This is a genomic window from Paenibacillus sp. FSL P4-0081, assembly GCF_000758565.1.
In the GTDB taxonomy this organism is placed as follows: Bacteria; Bacillota; Bacilli; order Paenibacillales; family Paenibacillaceae; genus Paenibacillus_AQ; species Paenibacillus_AQ phytohabitans.
In genome coordinates, this window is the sequence record NZ_CP009280.1 from 3004712 (window position 1) to 3021948 (window position 17237).

The following is a 17237-nucleotide window of genomic DNA, read 5'->3' on the forward strand; positions in this document are numbered from 1 at the left end:
GGGCAATGCCTAAGGATGTAATTATAAAAGCCCCACCCGATGAGAAGCGGTTCGACGTTATCGTATACCTGCTCGCAGCAATAATCATTATTTTAGTGCTCTATCCATTACTATTTGTGGTCAGCGCTTCGTTCAGTGATCCCGCCAGGGTACTGAACGGGGAAGTATGGCTGCTGCCCAAAGGCGTGACACTGGAAGCCTACAGCAATATTTTGCACAACGATAAAATTTGGACCGGATACCGCAATACGCTGATCTACACAGTTGTTGGTACAAGTGTCAATATTATGATGACTCTGCTTGCCGCATACCCGCTGTCCAGACCGGATCTTCCCGGACGCAAGCTGCTGATGCTGATTGTGACCCTGACCATGTTCTTCAGCGGAGGATTGATTCCCAGTTATCTGCTGGTCAAAAATCTCGGGATGGTCGATACAATGTGGGCGCTCATTATTCCCGGGGCCATTTCTACGTACAATCTCATTGTTATGAGAACTTACTTTGAATCCAGTATCCCGTGGGAGCTGCAGGAGGCGGCGCACATCGACGGCTGCTCCAACTGGAGGCTGCTGATCACTATCATTCTGCCGTTGTCGAAGCCGATTATTGCCGTAATGGTTCTGTTCTATGCCGTGGGACACTGGAATTCATTCTTCAATGCGCTGATTTATATCCGCAGCGAGGACCGGTACCCGCTGCAGCTGGTGCTGCGCGAAATACTGATGATCAGCCAGGCTGCCTCTGTAGACGGGGGGAATGTCGGGCTGGAGGATAAAATCCTGCTCTCCGAGAGCATTAAATACGCGGTCATTATCGTATCCAGCCTGCCGGTGCTGCTGATGTATCCTTTTGTTCAGAAGCACTTCGTTAAAGGGGTAATGATTGGTTCAATAAAAGGTTAATCGGAAACGGAGGATTGAAATTGTCTAACCAAGCAACGATAACGATCGACTGCAGCCAGCCAAGCGGGCATACGGTCAACCCGTACCTGTTCGGACATTTCGTGGAGGATATCCGCGATCATATGGAAGCCATGCTGGCGTATCCGCTGAAGGATATGGATTTCGAAAGTGAGCCGGGGAGTACGGCAGGGGTGCCGGGAAGCTGGTATGCCTATACGAATGGACGGAATACCGGATATGCACTTGAAGCGTCTGCCCCTAAGCATTCGGGCCGCGCCCAGCGCATCCGGCTGCTGAGTGATGATGAGGCCTATGCCGGCATCGCCCAGAGGACCGCTCTCCAAGAAGGGCGGTATACGGTCAAGCTGGTGCTTAGAGCTTCCGTTGAACTGGACTACATTATTATAGAAGCGATAGACAGGATTACCCAGGCACGGCTGGGGCTTGAGCGTGTCGGACTGGCGGGCCATAATTGGCAGCAGTATGAAGCCAGGCTGTCTGTCAGCCGGGACAGCGCAGATGCAGAGTTTCGTGTGTATGTGCCGGCCGAACACCCCAGATGGAGGGATCATGTATCTACCGGCATGTTATGGATTGATCATGTCTCTCTGCTCCCGGAAGACCACATCGGCACCGTAAAACGTAAGGTGGTCGAAATGACGAAAGACCTGAACGCCGGGATGATGCGGCTGGCGGGCAACTATATCAGCGCCTATCATTTCGAGCACGGCGTCGGTCCGGTGCTGGAGCGTCCGGTCATGTTCAATGAGGCATGGGGAGGATGGACCAGCAAATATTTCGGTACGGATGAATTCATCCGGTTCTGCCGGGAGCTCGGTGTGGAACCGCTCATCTGTGTGAATGACGGCTCCGGCTCGCCGGAGGAGGCAGCGAGGTGGGTGGAATACTGCAATGGCGGGATCGAAACTCCCATGGGAGCGAAGCGGGCCGCGAACGGGTATGCGGAGCCCTATAATGTGAAGTATTGGGAGATTGGCAACGAGGTGTGGGGACCCTGGCAGGTCGGAACAACCACGGCGGAGCAGTTCGCCAAGCGGACCGTGTCCTTCATTCAAGCCATGGAACAGGCAGATCCCTCCCTTGTTATTCTGGCCTGCGGACATACGGATCAGGAATGGAACCGGACCGTACTGGATATCGCAGGTGAGCAGATCGATTATTTGACCCTGCATCTCTATCATGGCTACTACCGTTTTGCAATGGACCATGATACTCCGGAAGAAGAACGCTATAAAGCCATAGCTTCATTCCCGGAATGGACCCGCTACAATATAGAACAGACGGCGGGACAGATCCGGTCCAATCCGAAGCATGGTCATGTGAAGCTGGCAATTACCGAATACAATACGATGTATTATCCCAACACGGTACGCAAAGGGCTGCCGGACGAACACACGCTGGGCGCTGCGGTAGCCAATGCTGCCAATTTGAACGAGATGCTCCGTGCCAGTGAGATGGTACATATCGGCAGCTTCTCCGATCTGGTGAACGGATGGCTCGGCGGCTGTATCCGGGTGGGGGATTATTATGCCGATCAATACTGCGGCAAGCTGCCGGGCTGGAGCGGGCACCCGTTAACCGTCTATGGCACGCCAACCTATGAAGTCATGAAGCTCTATGCGGGCCGTGATATTTCCCGCCTGCTGCCCGTGGATACGGAGTGCGGCACTTTCTCCGTAAGCTCCGGCAAACCGGCGCCGATCAATCTGGACGCCCTGCCGGAGCTGGATATCGCAGCGTTCACGAACGGGTCCGGCGATACAGTCACCGTGTTTGCCGTTAACCGGAGTCTGCAGGAAGTGAAGGCTTCCTTCACACTGCACGGATTCGAGGCTGACGGTACTGTAGTTGTATATGAAATAACGGGAGAATCTGAACGGGAGATCAATTCTGTCTTTGCGCCAAGCCGTATCTCCTGCAAGGTTAACGAGGTTTCCGCTGAAAGATGGGCGGAGGACTGTCTGCTGCGTCCGGCATCGGTCTATGCACTGGAATTCAGAACCGGGTCTGACACACGGGACGGGGGAGCACCATGACAACCAAGGCGTATATCAAGGATTATCCCAGACCGCAGTTCGTCCGCAGGGAGTGGCAGTCTCTTAACGGTGAATGGGGCTTCCGGTTTGATGACCAGAATACCGGAGAAAGCGGGAGATGGCAGGAACAGCTGAACGCAACCCATACCATTACCGTTCCCTATACTTACGAGACGCAGGCAAGCGGAGTCGGTCTTCAGGAATTTCATCCCCGGGTGTGGTACAACAAATCCGTGTCCATTCCGGAGGCTGCTGCCGGGAGACGGGTGATCCTCCACTTTCAGGCGGTGGATTATCACGCCAAAGTATGGGTGAACGGCATCCTGGCAGGCAGTCATCAGGGAGGATATGCTGCTTTTTCCTTCGACATTACCCCCTATCTTGTATCCGGGAAGGATAATAACATTACGTTAAAGGCAGAAGACAGTAATGACTGTACCCAGCCCCGCGGGAAGCAGCGCTGGACGAAGGACAATTTTGAATGCTTTTATGTGCAGAGCACCGGAATCTGGCAGACCGTCTGGCTGGAATATGTGGAAGAGCAGAGGCTGGATTCTGTAAAAATCACTCCGGATATCGACCGCTCCAGCGTCTCGTTCGATGTTCAGGTACACGGACTGGAGACGGCGGCAGGAAAGATCCTTCTGGAGGCTGCAGTTACTTTAAAGGGAGTCCCGGTTAAGACCACAAGCCAGATTATAGACCGGCCCCGCCAGACGGTGGAAATCGATTTGCTGCATGAGGCAAGCGGTCCCTGGAAGCGGAGCTATTGGTCACCGGCACAGCCCAATCTGTATGATGTCGAGTTTATACTCTATGTGGACGGCAAAGTCGCGGACCGCGTGCATTCCTATTTCGGGATGCGGAAGGTATCGATCCGGAACGGCAAGGTGCTGCTTAATAATGCGCCAATCTATCAAAGGCTTATTCTGGATCAAGGCTACTGGACAGAGAGCCACCTGACACCGCCGAGCGAGGAAGCGATAGTTGCAGATATTGATTATATTCTGGCGCTGGGCTACAACAGCGTACGCAAGCATATGAAAATTGAAGATGCCCGTTTCCTGTACTGGTGCGATGTAAAGGGCCTGCTGGTATGGTCGGAAATGGCGGCAACATTCGAATTTCATGACCGCGCCGTTGAGAGATTTACGAATGAATGGCTGGAGATCGTCCAGCAGCAGTATAATCATCCAAGCATTATTACCTGGGTGCCGTTCAATGAGTCGTGGGGCGTCCCGAACATTCTGCACGACCAGAGGCAGCAGAAATTCACAGAAGGTATTTATCACTTAACCAAAGCGATTGACCCCTACCGCCCGGTGATTACGAATGACGGCTGGGAGCATACCGTGTCGGATATTCTGACCCTGCATGACTACGTTGAAATGGGTGAAGGCTTCTTAAGCAGATACGGTGACAATAAAGAAGCCATCGTGAATAAAGAGACCACCTGCAATCAATGGAAATATGCATTCGCGGAGGGATATGCGTACAGAGGCCAGCCCATCATTATATCGGAATTCGGCGGGATCGCCTTCCAGTCCGATAAGGGCTGGGGATACGGGCATCAGGTGGCATCGGAGGAAGAATTCCTGAAACGCTTCGCAAGCCTGACTCAGGCGATCAAGAGTGTGGATTATATCTGCGGGTACTGCTATACCCAGCTCACCGATGTGCAGCAGGAAATCAACGGTCTGCTGACAGAGGCACGCGAGCCGAAAATTCCGCTGGATAAGATTAAAGAGATCAATCTGAAGTAATCGAATGGATAAGGACTGACCCGGAGCCAGGGAATGGCCGGGCCGGTCCTTTTTGCTGTCCGGCAGAAGACATATGGGCATTTGGGAAGAGATATCTGTAAACGGACCGACTCCAGGGAAGCCAAAGCTCAGGTTAGATAATGACAACAGCAGAGTCTGTAATGAATAACCGGGCGCCGCAAACCCAGCAGCAGCAAGGCTTCACACAGTGGTACTAAGATGACTATAGACGGCAATTCACAGGCTCCTCTATATTGGTGGCAGAGCAAGCAGCTGCTGCCTGAACCTGCTGGACCGGAGAGGATTTTCTCTAGCCAGCTGCAAAATGAATACGCTTTCCATTAGATGTATACCGTTCTATTGAACCATTACCATCCTGAGGAGGCATGATTAATGAGATTCCCAACTAGCATCAAATCTGCAATGATCTGGCCGGTCTGTGCCATTCTGTTGATTGCACTGCTGACCGGCGGAGCCAGTGCGAAGGCGGAGACATCGTCTGGAGCTGCCGTTTCCACTCCGTTGACGGCGGAGGAAATGGCCGGTCTTATGGGCAGGGGAACCAATCTGGGCAACACGTTTGAAGGGAACTGGAACAGCCAGAGTTACGATGATGTGAAGGCGGCCGTGGACGCTTTTATTGCGGCGGGGTACACCAACATCCGGATTCCGGTCAACTGGGGCGGACGGGGTGATAAATATGCTTCGACTGCGGATGAAGCGGGGCATTTCTCCTTCAGCGCTCCGAATGTGGCGACAGTGAAGCGTCTGGTGGACTATGTCCTGAAGGATGTGAACGTTCAGCGGGCTTGCGCAGGCAAGCCGCCTGTCATTCTGATTGTGAATGCACATCACGAGGAATGGGCAATGAACGCGGTGCAGGGCGAGCCTGCCTTCGAAACGAACATGCAGCGGCTGGAGACCATCTGGACAGGAATCGCAGAGCTGTTCAAGGATGAACCGGACACGCTGGTGTTCGAATTGTTCAATGAACCGCATCTGAGCCTGAATACGGGGGCAGCTGCCAAAGCGAGCGTCATTGAGCTCAACAAGCGGGCGTATGCGGCGATCCGCGGTTATACCTTCGGCGGCATGCAGCCGCATACCAAGCGGATTGTGATCTTCGGCGGGTACAACTACAACAGCGGCTGGGGGCTGTACGATACGTACCGCAATCCGCAGGACCTGCCGGGCGGGGGGACGGACCGCTATATTATGGGGACTTATCACTCGTATTTTCAGAATCTGGCGGATCATCTGAAGCGTGTGGACGATGTGAAGCGGGAATTCGCCGATGTGCATGACATTCCGGTGTATCTGGGCGAATTCGGGTACGAGCACCGGGGAGTCATTACGGACACACTTCTGGATTCGTACCGTCAAATCGCGAACAAGGCTATTGCTGGACAGTTTGCTTTCTCCGTATGGGATGACAATGGCTGGTATCAAATTTATAACCGGGCAACCGGGCAATTCAATGCACTGAAGGATCAGGTTCTAGATAAGCACTAATGAAATAAACAAAAAGCAAAAGAAGCGGAGGGGAAATTTGGAACTGTAGGAGCGGTAGCGACCGCCTTTGTCACCGGATTTCTACCGCTAACAGCGGTTCAAAATTAAGAAATCTGGAGACAACAGCGGCCGGAAGTCCAAATGTTCACCGCAGTGACGATGAAGCTTCAAGTTCAAATCTTAAGTGCACTTATATAAACATAAATAACTGATCCAAGGGTGCCGGAAATGGGGAAGGAACATGGGAAATCCATTAGCGGCTTCGAAGCCGTCAATGTCTGCTGTATTCCGCAGGCAGAAGCTGAAGCGTCTGGCCCGCAACCGCTGGCTGTATATCATGCTGCTGCCGGGACTGCTGTATTTTATCACTTTTAAATATGTACCGATGTATGGGATCCTGCTGGCCTTCAAGAACTATCAGCCCTTCCTGGGGTTTGTCGACAGCGAATGGGTGGGGATGAAGCATTTTGACCGCTTTTTCGGGGACCCGCTGTTCTGGAAGCTGCTGAAGAATACGTTCGTGCTGGCGGCCTACAATATTCTGTTCTTTTTTCCGCTGCCGATTGTGCTGGCACTGATGCTGAATGAATTAAGATCGCAGACGTACAAGAAGACAATTCAGACCCTGGTCTATATCCCCCACTTCATGTCCTGGGTGGTTATCGTCTCCATTGCCTACCTGTTCTTCACAACCGAGGGAGGGCTGGTCAATGAAGCGATTGCCTCTGTGGGCGGCGAGAAAATCCAGTTCCTGCTTAGTCCCGGCTGGTTCCGGACCTTCATCACCGGTGAAGTTATGTGGAAGGAAACGGGCTGGGGAACGATCATCTTCCTGGCCGCGCTGGCGGGTGTAGACACGCAGCTCTACGAGGCTGCCAAAATAGACGGAGCCGGGCGGATGCGCCAGCTATGGCATATTACACTTCCGGCGATCCGCTCGACCATTGTGATTCTGCTGATCCTGCGGCTGGGCAATTTCCTCGATACGGGGTTTGAACAGATTTTCCTGATGCTGAATCCTCTCAACCGGGAGGTTGGCGAAGTCTTCGATACCTATGTGTATACCACGGGGATCTCGCAGGGAGAGTACAGCTACAGTACTGCGGTCGGACTGTTCAAGTCAGTTGTCGGGCTGGTGCTGGTCTTCGGCTCCAACTTCCTGGCCAAACGGTTCGGTGAGGAAGGAATTCTCTAGGAAAAACAGCGAAAGGAGGTAGAATTGTGGTAAAAGAAACATCATGGCCGAGCCGCCTGTTTGATCTGTTCAATATAATCGTGCTGGCAGTCATTGCGCTCATTACTATTGTTCCGTTCATTTATGTGGTTGCCGGTTCATTCGCAACGCAGCGGGAGCTGCTTGAAAAGGGGTTTATTCTCTTCCCTACAGAGTTTTCACTGGAGGCGTACAACTATATCTTCTCCACCAATACGCTGATGCGAAGCCTGGGAGTAACCATCTTCATCACAGTCGCAGGTACGCTGATCAACATTACACTGACCTGCCTGATGGCCTATCCGTTATCCCGCAGGGATATGGATTTTCGCTCTCCGATCCAGCTCATGGTCATCTTCACGATGCTGTTCAGCGGCGGGATGATCCCCACCTTCCTGGTGGTCAAAGAGCTGGGGATGCTGGATACGTACTGGTCGCTGCTGCTGCCGGGTGCCATCAGTGCCTTTAACCTGATTATTGTCCGCAGCTTCTTCCAGCAGCTTCCGCCGGATCTGGAGGAATCGGCCAAAATCGACGGTGCCAGCGATCCCGGCATTCTGGTGCGGATTGTCATACCTTTGTCCCTGCCGGTGCTGGCTACGTTCTCGCTGTTCTATGCCGTAGGCCACTGGAATACTTACTTCAGCTCCATTCTCTATATTAACGATTCAACCAAGTGGCCGATTCAGGTGCTGCTGCGGCAGATTGTCATGCTGTCCCAGGGCGGAAGTCTGGGAGATACGTCTTCGCTGGAGAGTAACTTTATCCCACCGGACCAGGCTGTCAAAATGGCGGTCATCGTAGTCTCCACGATTCCGATTCTGATCGTATACCCGTTCCTGCAGAAGCATTTCGCCAAAGGCGCTTTGCTGGGATCGGTGAAGGGCTGAGGTCTGAAGGTTCATGAAGGGCAGGAGTGCGGAGGGGGAGTTTGAAGCCGCCGGTGAACTGGACAATAACAATACACGTTACCGGTCAGTCGCTGTGATACTGGCAGCACAGAAATTCAGTACACTTCGGAAATTTAGTACGCTTGATGCGTACCGGCTGATTTGAGTCCTCTTAGGAGGCAGCGTAGAGAGAAATGTTGTACGTTATACAACTTTGATTCACAGATAGCCAGGTGTTTGGGACGATTGTTGTACGAAATACAATAATATTCCGGCTAAGCCGCTTGGAAAAGGTGAAATCCTGTATTTTGTACAACAATTGTGGATTTTGACCGATTTGGTGAGGGAAATGTTGTATTATGTGCAAGATTTCCAGAGCGTTACCGGATTGCTACGGAAGCCTCATCAGTCTGCGGATTCCCACCGCGAAGAGCGGTGCAATTCAAGGAATCTGCAGACGGGCAGCGGCCGGAGGGCCAAACATTCCCCGTAGTCACGGCCCTGCACTTGAACACCCAAATAAGGAGAACTTGAGAAAATAATAAAAGGCAGTAGTGCGGAGGGGAAGTTTGGAACTGTAGGAGCGGTAGCGTCCGCCTTTAGCTTTGGATTTCAACCGCAGCCAGCGGTAAAAAATCAGGAAATCCATACCTAACAGCGGCCGGAAGTCCAAACATTCCCCGCAGCCGCGACCAAGCCGAGTATTCCATTTCTCAAGTTCGACGCATTACACCACCCACCTCATATTAAGGAAGGAACATCAATCATGAAAACAACCAAAGGGGCAAAAGGCTTTAAAAGTCTGGCGCTGACGACATTCTCGGCAGCTCTGGTGCTGGGTGCATTAGCCGGCTGCGGCAGTAACAGCAATAAAGAAGAGAATGCCGTTCAAGGCGCAGACGGAACCGCATCACCTGCCGGGCCTTACAAAATGTCCATGATGCTGACCAGCTACAATCCGGAGCCGATGGACCCGGAAGGTGAAATCTACAAACAGCTGGAGGAACGGACGAATACTGATCTCAAAATCACCTGGGTCCCTTCGACCACCTATTCGGATAAACTCAGCGCCACCATCGCATCGGGCGAGCTGCCCAGCACCGTGCTTGTGCTCGACCAGAAGCTGCCCTACATTGTCAATTCGGTACGCTCCGGCATGTTCTGGGAGCTGGGTCCTTACCTGAAGGATTATCCCAACTTAAGCCGGATGAACGAAGTAGCCTTGAATGCTATTTCCATTGACGGAAAAGTGTACGGGATCTACCGCGAACGGGATCTGGCACGTGACGGCCTGATGCTGCGCAAGGACTGGCTGGAGAATCTCGGGCTGCAGGAGCCAAAGACGGTGGATGATTTCTATAAAGTGCTGCAGGCATTCGTGAAGGAGGATCCGGATCAGAACGGCAAAGCCGATACGATCGGTCTGGCCGAGCAGCAGGTGGCAGCGGGCTGGCGGGCTATGCTGACCTGGATGGGCGGTCCGGCGGACTGGGAGATCAAGGACGGGAAGGCGAGTCCGGCTCATCTGTCCCCTGCCTTTTTGGAAACGATGAAATTCTACAAAAGGCTGTATGATGAGAAGCTCATCAACCTGGATTTCGCTGTGGTGAAAGACGGCAAGCAGATGATTAACGCAGGCAAAGCAGGCTCGTGGATTGCGAATCTGAATGATGCCAACGGCATTGAAGAGAGTGTGAAGAAGGTTACGCCAGCCGGTACGATTACGATGGTCAACGCGCTGGAAGGTCCGGAAGGACTCCGCAGTCCCGGCGGTTCAGGCTCATACGGCATCTTCATGATTCCCAAGACTTCGGTGAAGACAGAGGAAGATCTCAAGGCCGTTCTGAACTTTTTTGACAAAGTGTCGGATGAGGATATGCAGAATATGCTGGTCAACGGGCTGGAAGGACGCCAGTTCACCCTGGATAACGGGAATTATGTCAAGACCACCGACTCCAAGCTGCTGGCTGAATACGGCATGGGCGATTCCTCCCAGCTGGCTGTCCTAAGGGATAAAGTGGTGACCTATGGTAATCCGCTGGTGCATTTACGTGATGAGATGTGGAAAAAGAATGCGGAAATCGCTGTGGTCAACCCGGTTCAGCCGTTCATTTCCGATACCTACAGCGAACGGGGCTCGGAGCTTAGCAAAATAATTGATGATGCCCGGGTCCGCTTTATCATGGGGGATATGGACGAGAACGGGTGGAATCAGGCTGTCGCGAAATGGGAGCAGGACGGCGGCGCGAAGGTGATTGAAGAATATACTGCGGCCTACAACCAAGCGAATGCGCAATAAGCGTGCCTGAGAATCCCCATATGCTAGAATAAAAGCAACATACGATTGCGGGGGTAGTGAGTCATGCGAATACGGATATCCAGCTATTTATTGAAACTAATCATTCTTACCTTGGTGATCGGTGCTTTTCCGGTGCTGATCTTAGGGTGGTATTCCTATCACTACTCCTCGCAGTCGGTGCTTCAGCAGGTTGAAGAACGCAACTCCCAGGTACTCCGGCAGAGCCAGCTGCGGGTGGAGCAGACGCTTAAGATGATTGATTTCTCCACCACGCAGCTTCTGGGGCTGCCGACAGTGACCAATGCAATTGCGACTAACCTCGGCATTAAAGATATGGAAATGATCCATGAGCTGTATAAAAATCTCTCCTCGATCCAGACGTTCGAGCTGGGGATTAAGGATGTCTATTTGTTCAGTCTGGAACAGGACTGGCTGATTACCAATTCCGGTATGGATGCTTACAGCCAGCCGGGTCTGAAGGAGAAGCTGCGTCCGTTCGCCGGAATGCCTAACGGATCGGTGTGGATCAGCGGCAATTCAGCCAGCATCCAGGGGGCCGACGGCATGGTTGAACTGAACCACGCCGTCATTAATATCAAGAAATGGCCGATTAATTCGAGCAGACCCCGGGGTATGATCGCGGTGGTGCTGTCCTCCCAGCAGCTGAACGATCTGATCGCCAATGAGCCGGGCATGGGCAGCGTATTCATACTGGATGAGGATGGCCGGGCGATTAGCCATTCCAACCCTTCGCTGCTGGATAAGGATCTGTCAGCTGAAGCTTACATCGCTGCAATCCGGGACAAGGAAGATACCGCCGGAGTATTCAACGGCATAGCCGATGAGAGCAAGGCCTCCATCTCTTACCGGAAGTCAGCTTATAACGGCTGGACGTACGTATCGGTCGTTCCTACCCAGGCGGTTACCCGTCAGGCTACTGCCATTGGCAGGACCTCGATCCTGATCAGTCTCTGTGTGCTTGCTGCCACAGTGTTTACAGCTTTGATCGGCTCGCGCCGGATGTATAGTCCCGTGCGGCATATCTACTCGTCCTTGCTGCCTGATAAGGAGCAGAGACCCCGAAAGGATGAGTTCATCGCCATCTCCGACCGGATACAGGGCATTCTCTCGGATCAGACCAAGCTGCAGTTTGAGCTTGAAGGACAGCAGCAGCAGCTGGCGGAGTTTCTGGTCCGCAAAATGATGCTGGGTGAAGCGCGATCCCAGGGTATCCAGGAGCGGCTCATGGACTATGGTTACGGGCACACCAGCCAGTGGACAGTTATGCGGGTGCTGCTTGTACAGGTTGACCGGCTTGACAGCAGCCGGTTTACAGAGCAGGACCGGGATCTGCTGCTGTTTGCCATCAGCAATATCGCGCTGGAGGTGGTCCCGGAAGGAGACCGTCTTCCGCCGATTGTCATCCGGGAGTCCGTGGTGATCCTGACCGGCACAAGTACGCAGTCCGAAGAAGCCTTCAAGGAATCCGTGTATGCCAGGGCTGCTGAAGTACAGGCATCTGTTAAGCGTTATCTGGAGCTGCAGACCAGCATCGGCATTAGCCGCTCCTGTACAGCCTGGCCTGAAGTGGGCCGGGGGTATGAAGAAGGGGAGAATGCGCTGAAGTACCGGGCCCGTCTCGGAGAAGAGGTCATTCTGTTCATTGAAGATGTGCAGCCGGCAAGCCGTAAGGAAATTGTCTATCCTAAGAAAATTGCCGATGAGCTGTGCGAAGCGATTAAATCACATGACAGCGGCCGGGCAGAAGAACGCCTGTCCCAGGTGATGAATGCGCTCGCAAGCGAGGAATCCGACCATCAGGAATATCAGATGTCGCTGGTCCGGCTGCTGATGGATCTGATCCGCCTGCTGCAGGACGCAGGCATCTCCCACCACCTGCTGAGGGCAGGGGAGGATTCCCTGTTCGAGGAGCTGCTTGCCATGCATAGTCCCGGTGATATAGAAGCCTGGTTCGGAAAGGTCATTGTTTCGCCGGCTATCGGGCTGCTGAAAGAGCGGCAGGAGACGCAGTTCAACAGTATCTCGGAAGAGGTGAAGCAGCTGATTGCTGAAGCCTTCGACACAGATCTGACGCTGGAGAAATGCTCGGCCAGGCTGAATTATCATCCGCAGTATATCAGCCGTGTGTTCCGTCAGGAGACCGGGACCAGCTTCACCGATTATCTGGCGCAATACCGGCTTACCGTGGCCAAAAGATGGCTAAAGGATACCGATCTGACGATCACCGAGATCGCAATGAAACTGAAATACAATAATCCGGCGAACTTCATCCGTTATTTCCGCAAGATGGAAGGGATTACTCCGGGCCAGTACCGGACCAACCTGGTGGAATAGCAGCTTGTGTTGTGTAGGGCAGGGCAGCAGGAGCTTAAGGAGAACAGGAAAGGTGTGTAATTCATTTGAACAGAAGTGATGCTTACGGGTATTTCCGGAATCAGGGGAGAGACTATGTCATTACCACTCCCCGGACACCGGCAAGATGGTTCAACTATTTGTTTAACGACACTTATTATATGGAGGTATCCCAGACGGGGCAGGGGGACAGTATTGCATTTCAGCCCCATAACCGGACGATCAGCAGAGGCTTCCGCTACTTTTATCTGAAGGATCAGGAAACGGGGAAAGCCTGGTCGCCGTTCTATCAGCCGCTGAAGACAGAGCCGGAGGCGTATGAGTGTATTCATAGCCTGGGGAGTACCGAGATCCGCTCCGTATCCCAGGAGATAACATCCTCTATTCATGTCTTTGTACCACGCACGGGCCAGCAGGAGATTTGGACAGTAACGCTCACGAATACGGGCGTTAAGCCGAGGAGCTTATCGCTGTTCACGGCGTTCTCGCTGGAGAACGGGGGCGTGATGGGCAGCAAATGCCGGTTCGATCAGGAATCGCAAATCCTGTCCTCCTATTCCTTCCCTTATCATGTCACGTATGAACAGAAGGCCGGATGCGATGACCATACCAACGTGGTGTACGTGTACTCAGATTATCCGGCGGATTCCTATGACTGCAGCCAGCGCGCATTCTTCGGGGGCGACGATATGTACGAGCTTCCGGCAGCCGTGCAGAAGGGGCACTGTTCGGGCCGGCAGGCAGAGGCGGAGAATCCGCTTGGAGCCCTCCAGCAGATCATGACTCTTCAGCCGGGTGAACAGGCAGTGCGTCATTTTGTAGCGGGCTGCGCCTCTTCTCTGGAAGAGATCCGCAGCAGCAAGGCGGAGCTGGCCGTCAAGGGATATGCTGTTCTGCTTCAGGAAGCTGAGGACTACTGGGAAGGAATCACCGGCATGTTCCGGGTGGAGACACCGGATGCGGATGTGAATGCATTCATGAATATCTGGCTCAAAAAACAGATCGTCATGCAGACCCGCACGAACCGCATGTCCAGCTATTGCCCGGTCCGCAATCAGCTTCAGGATGCCCTCGGCTATGCGCTGGTTGATCCTGCCGGGGCGGCAGAGTATATGATCTCTGTGCTTCAGGGCCAGGAGAGCAGCGGCTTCATCCAGCAGTGGATTATGACCGACGGCTCCCCGCCCAAGAATCTGTGCCTGCTGAAGCATACGGACGGCCCGGTCTGGCTGGTTATCTGCATGACGGCACTGCTGAACCAGTGCGGAGATCCGGAGCTGCTGCTGCGGCAGGTGGGCTTCAAGGGATCTTCTGATAGCGCTACCATCTATCGGCACCTGCTGCTGGCAGTGGATTATATGGCCGGTGAGACCGGAGCGCATGGACTGTGCCTGATGGGAGACGGGGACTGGAATGACCCGATTAACGGACCGGGCCGGCTCGGCTGCGGGGAATCTGCCTGGAATACCATGGCGCTGGTCTATGCCATTCAGGCACTCCTTCCCTTCTGCGAACAGCTGGGCGATACGGAGAATGCAGAGCATCTGAATACTGTCGCCGGGAGGCTGGCGGATGCCGTTAACCGCACCTGCTGGGATGGAGGCTGGTATGTGGCCGGATTCGATGATGACGGTATACCGTTCGGAACCGCGCAGGATGAAGAGGGCAAGCTGTTCCTGAACACCCAGACTTGGGCGATCATGAGCGGTATTGCGGGCGGGGAGCGGCTGGAGCAATGCCTGGCTGCGATTGACAGCCTGGATACACCGTTTGGACCCCGGCTGCTGGAGCCGCCGTTCAGCGGCTGGAATCCCAAATGGGGCCGGATCAGCCTTAAGCTGGCGGGCACTACCGAGAATGGCTCCGTCTATTGCCACGCGTCCATGTTCAAAGCGTTCGCCGACTGCATCGCCGGCCGGGGAAGCGAAGCCTGGCAGACGATCAGCCGGACGCTGCCGACGAACCCGGACAATCCGCCCGGGCAGAACGGGCAGGTGCCGATTTTTGTGCCAAATTATTATTTCGGCCTGGCGGATTCCCCGAACTACGGCAAGTCCAGCCATCATGTCTCTACCGGAACGGTAGGCTGGATGCTCTGGACTACGCTTGAATATGCGCTCGGGATCAGAGCTACGGCTATTGGACTGGTTATCGACCCCTGCATTCCAGCGGATTGGCCGGAGTACACAGTGGAGCGGAAATACCGGTCCGCCTCGTACCGGATTCATGTGCTCAATCCTTCCCGGATCAGCAGGGGAACGGTGAAGGTGACGGTTGACGGAGAGGCCTGGGCGGATGCAACGCTTCCTTATGAAGGAGGAAGAGAGTACCAGGTTACTGTTCAGCTGGAGCAGTGACGCCTGTTCCTAACGCGGGCCTAAGTCTGAGCTTAAGTGAAAGTCAGAGTTAATATATAGAAGATCGGAGTGGATAAACCATGCTGTTTCCAAAAGATACATTGACGCGCGAAATCAAGGATCTGTCCGGCATCTGGCGCTTTAAGGCAGATCCCGGTAACCGGGGGCGGGAAGAGAAGTGGCATAATCAGCCGCTTCAGGATACCATTCCTATGCCGGTTCCGGCCAGCTACAACGATATCACCCAGGATGCGGCGCTGCGCGACCACATCGGTGACGTGTGGTATGAGCAGACCTTCATCGTCCCCCGTTCCTGGTCCGGCGACCGGATGATGCTCTGGGTCGGCAGTGCCTGCCATCATGCGGTTGTCTGGGTCAACGGAGTGGAGGTGGCCTCCCACAAAGGAGGATTCCTGCCTTTTGAAGCGGATATTACGGGGATTGCGGTGCCCGGGCGGGAGAACCGCTTAACGATCGTGGTCAACAATGTGCTTAACTGGCAGACACTGCCGCCGGGACGGATCAAGACCTTCGAGGATGAGAAGCATCCCGAGGGCTACCGGGTGCAGGAATATTTTCATGATTTCTTCAACTATGCGGGATTACACCGGCCTGTGAAGCTATACCGGACATCCGGATTGTTCATTCAGGATATCACGGTAACTACTGATGTGCAGGGGGAGTCAGGGCTTGTAAGGTACTCGATTGATTGCTCGCAGCCGGAAGGAGAGGTGAGGGTCAGGCTGCTGGACGAGGACGGGAAGCAAGCTGCTGCCGGGAAGGGAAGCTCAGGCACCTTGCAGGTGAAGAACGCCAGACTGTGGAAGCCGCTGGGCGCGTATCTCTATACGCTTCACGTAGAGCTTCTTAATCCTGACGGACAACTCGCTGACCATTATCAGCTCCAGACTGGAATACGGACGGTTAAGGTGGAAGGGACCCGGTTCCTGATCAACGGCGAGCCGTTCTATTTCAAGGGCTTCGGGAAGCATGAGGACAGTGACATCCGGGGCAAGGGGCTGGACCATGCGGTCAATGTGAAGGACTTCAATCTGCTGAGGTGGATTAACGCCAACTCCTTCCGCACCTCCCACTATCCGTATGCCGAAGAGCTGCTGGAGCTGGCAGACCGCGAAGGCATCGTGGTGATCGGCGAGGTGCCGGCCGTAGGCTTCACTTTCTTCAACTATAACGAGAAGGTGTACACACCGGATCAGGCTAATGAGGAGACGCTGGCTCATCATCATGATGTTCTCCGCGATCTGATTGCCCGCGACAAGAACCATCCATCCGTAGTCATGTGGAGTCTTGCCAACGAAGCGGCCACCTTCCAGGACGAAGCGGTGCCGTATTTCCGCCAGCTGGCTGATACCGCCCGCAGGCTGGACCCGCAGCGTCCGATTACGATTGTCCAATGGCCGCTGCCGGATAAGTGCAAGGTGGCGCAGTTTTTTGACGTCATCTGTGTGAACCGTTACTACTCCTGGTACCAGGACCCGGGTGCCCTGGAGCTGGTGGAGCATCAGGTGGAATGGGAGCTGACGAACTGGTACCGGAATTTCGGCAAGCCGGTCATCATGACGGAATATGGCGCCGATGCCATCGCCGGATTTCATCAGGACCCTCCGGTGATGTTCACCGAGGAGTATCAGGAAGAGCTGCTCACCCGTTACCACAATGTGTTTGACCGGCTGAATTTCGTGATCGGGGAGCATGTCTGGGCTTTTGCCGATTTTGCCACCAAGCAGGGCATCACTAGAATTAACGGCAACAAAAAAGGCGTGTTCACCCGCCAGCGCCAGCCCAAAGCCGCCGCCCGTATGCTGCGCAGCCGCTGGGGGGAGATGGGGGGATATCCGGAGAAGCTGTAG

The 17237-nt window shown here is 54.0% G+C and carries 11 protein-coding genes; all 11 read left to right on the forward strand.

What is annotated here, in order from left to right:
- Positions 1-5: 5 nt before the first annotated feature.
- A complete protein-coding gene (locus P40081_RS12585; RefSeq protein ID WP_042135825.1) occupies positions 6-902 on the forward strand; it encodes a carbohydrate ABC transporter permease in 897 nt (298 codons plus the stop codon).
- Between the two features lie 20 nt (positions 903-922).
- Entirely contained in the window at positions 923-2959 is a 2037-nt protein-coding gene (locus P40081_RS12590) for an alpha-L-arabinofuranosidase C-terminal domain-containing protein (RefSeq protein ID WP_042135827.1), read from the forward strand.
- Entirely contained in the window at positions 2956-4722 is a 1767-nt protein-coding gene (locus P40081_RS12595; protein WP_042135829.1) for a glycoside hydrolase family 2 protein, read from the forward strand. Before P40081_RS12590 ends, P40081_RS12595 begins: the two co-directional genes overlap by 4 nt.
- Positions 4723-5115: 393 nt before the next feature.
- The gene (locus P40081_RS12600) at positions 5116-6234 is read left to right on the forward strand and encodes a glycoside hydrolase family 5 protein (protein ID WP_042135832.1); all 1119 of its coding nucleotides are present in this window, start codon (positions 5116-5118) and stop codon (positions 6232-6234) included.
- 274 nt (positions 6235-6508) lie between these two features.
- Positions 6509-7429 carry an ABC transporter permease gene (locus tag P40081_RS12605; RefSeq protein ID WP_269323272.1) on the forward strand — a complete coding sequence of 307 codons (921 nt, stop codon included), beginning with the start codon at positions 6509-6511 and terminating at the stop codon, positions 7427-7429.
- A 26-nt stretch (positions 7430-7455) separates the two neighbouring features.
- Entirely contained in the window at positions 7456-8337 is an 882-nt protein-coding gene (locus P40081_RS12610; RefSeq protein WP_042135835.1) for a carbohydrate ABC transporter permease, read from the forward strand.
- Positions 8338-8350: 13 nt separating this feature from the next.
- Entirely contained in the window at positions 8351-8503 is a 153-nt protein-coding gene (locus P40081_RS38400) for a hypothetical protein (protein WP_156118595.1), read from the forward strand.
- Between the two features lie 600 nt (positions 8504-9103).
- The gene (locus P40081_RS12615) at positions 9104-10636 is read left to right on the forward strand and encodes an extracellular solute-binding protein (protein WP_042135837.1); all 1533 of its coding nucleotides are present in this window, start codon (positions 9104-9106) and stop codon (positions 10634-10636) included.
- 63 nt (positions 10637-10699) lie between these two features.
- A complete protein-coding gene (locus tag P40081_RS12620; RefSeq protein ID WP_042135839.1) occupies positions 10700-12991 on the forward strand; it encodes an AraC family transcriptional regulator in 2292 nt (763 codons plus the stop codon).
- 65 nt (positions 12992-13056) lie between these two features.
- Positions 13057-15366, forward strand: coding sequence for a 3-O-beta-D-glucopyranosyl-beta-D-glucuronide phosphorylase (locus P40081_RS12625; protein WP_042135841.1), 2310 nt, complete (start codon positions 13057-13059; stop codon positions 15364-15366).
- 80 nt (positions 15367-15446) lie between these two features.
- The gene (gene uidA / locus P40081_RS12630; protein WP_042135843.1) at positions 15447-17237 is read left to right on the forward strand and encodes a beta-glucuronidase; all 1791 of its coding nucleotides are present in this window, start codon (positions 15447-15449) and stop codon (positions 17235-17237) included.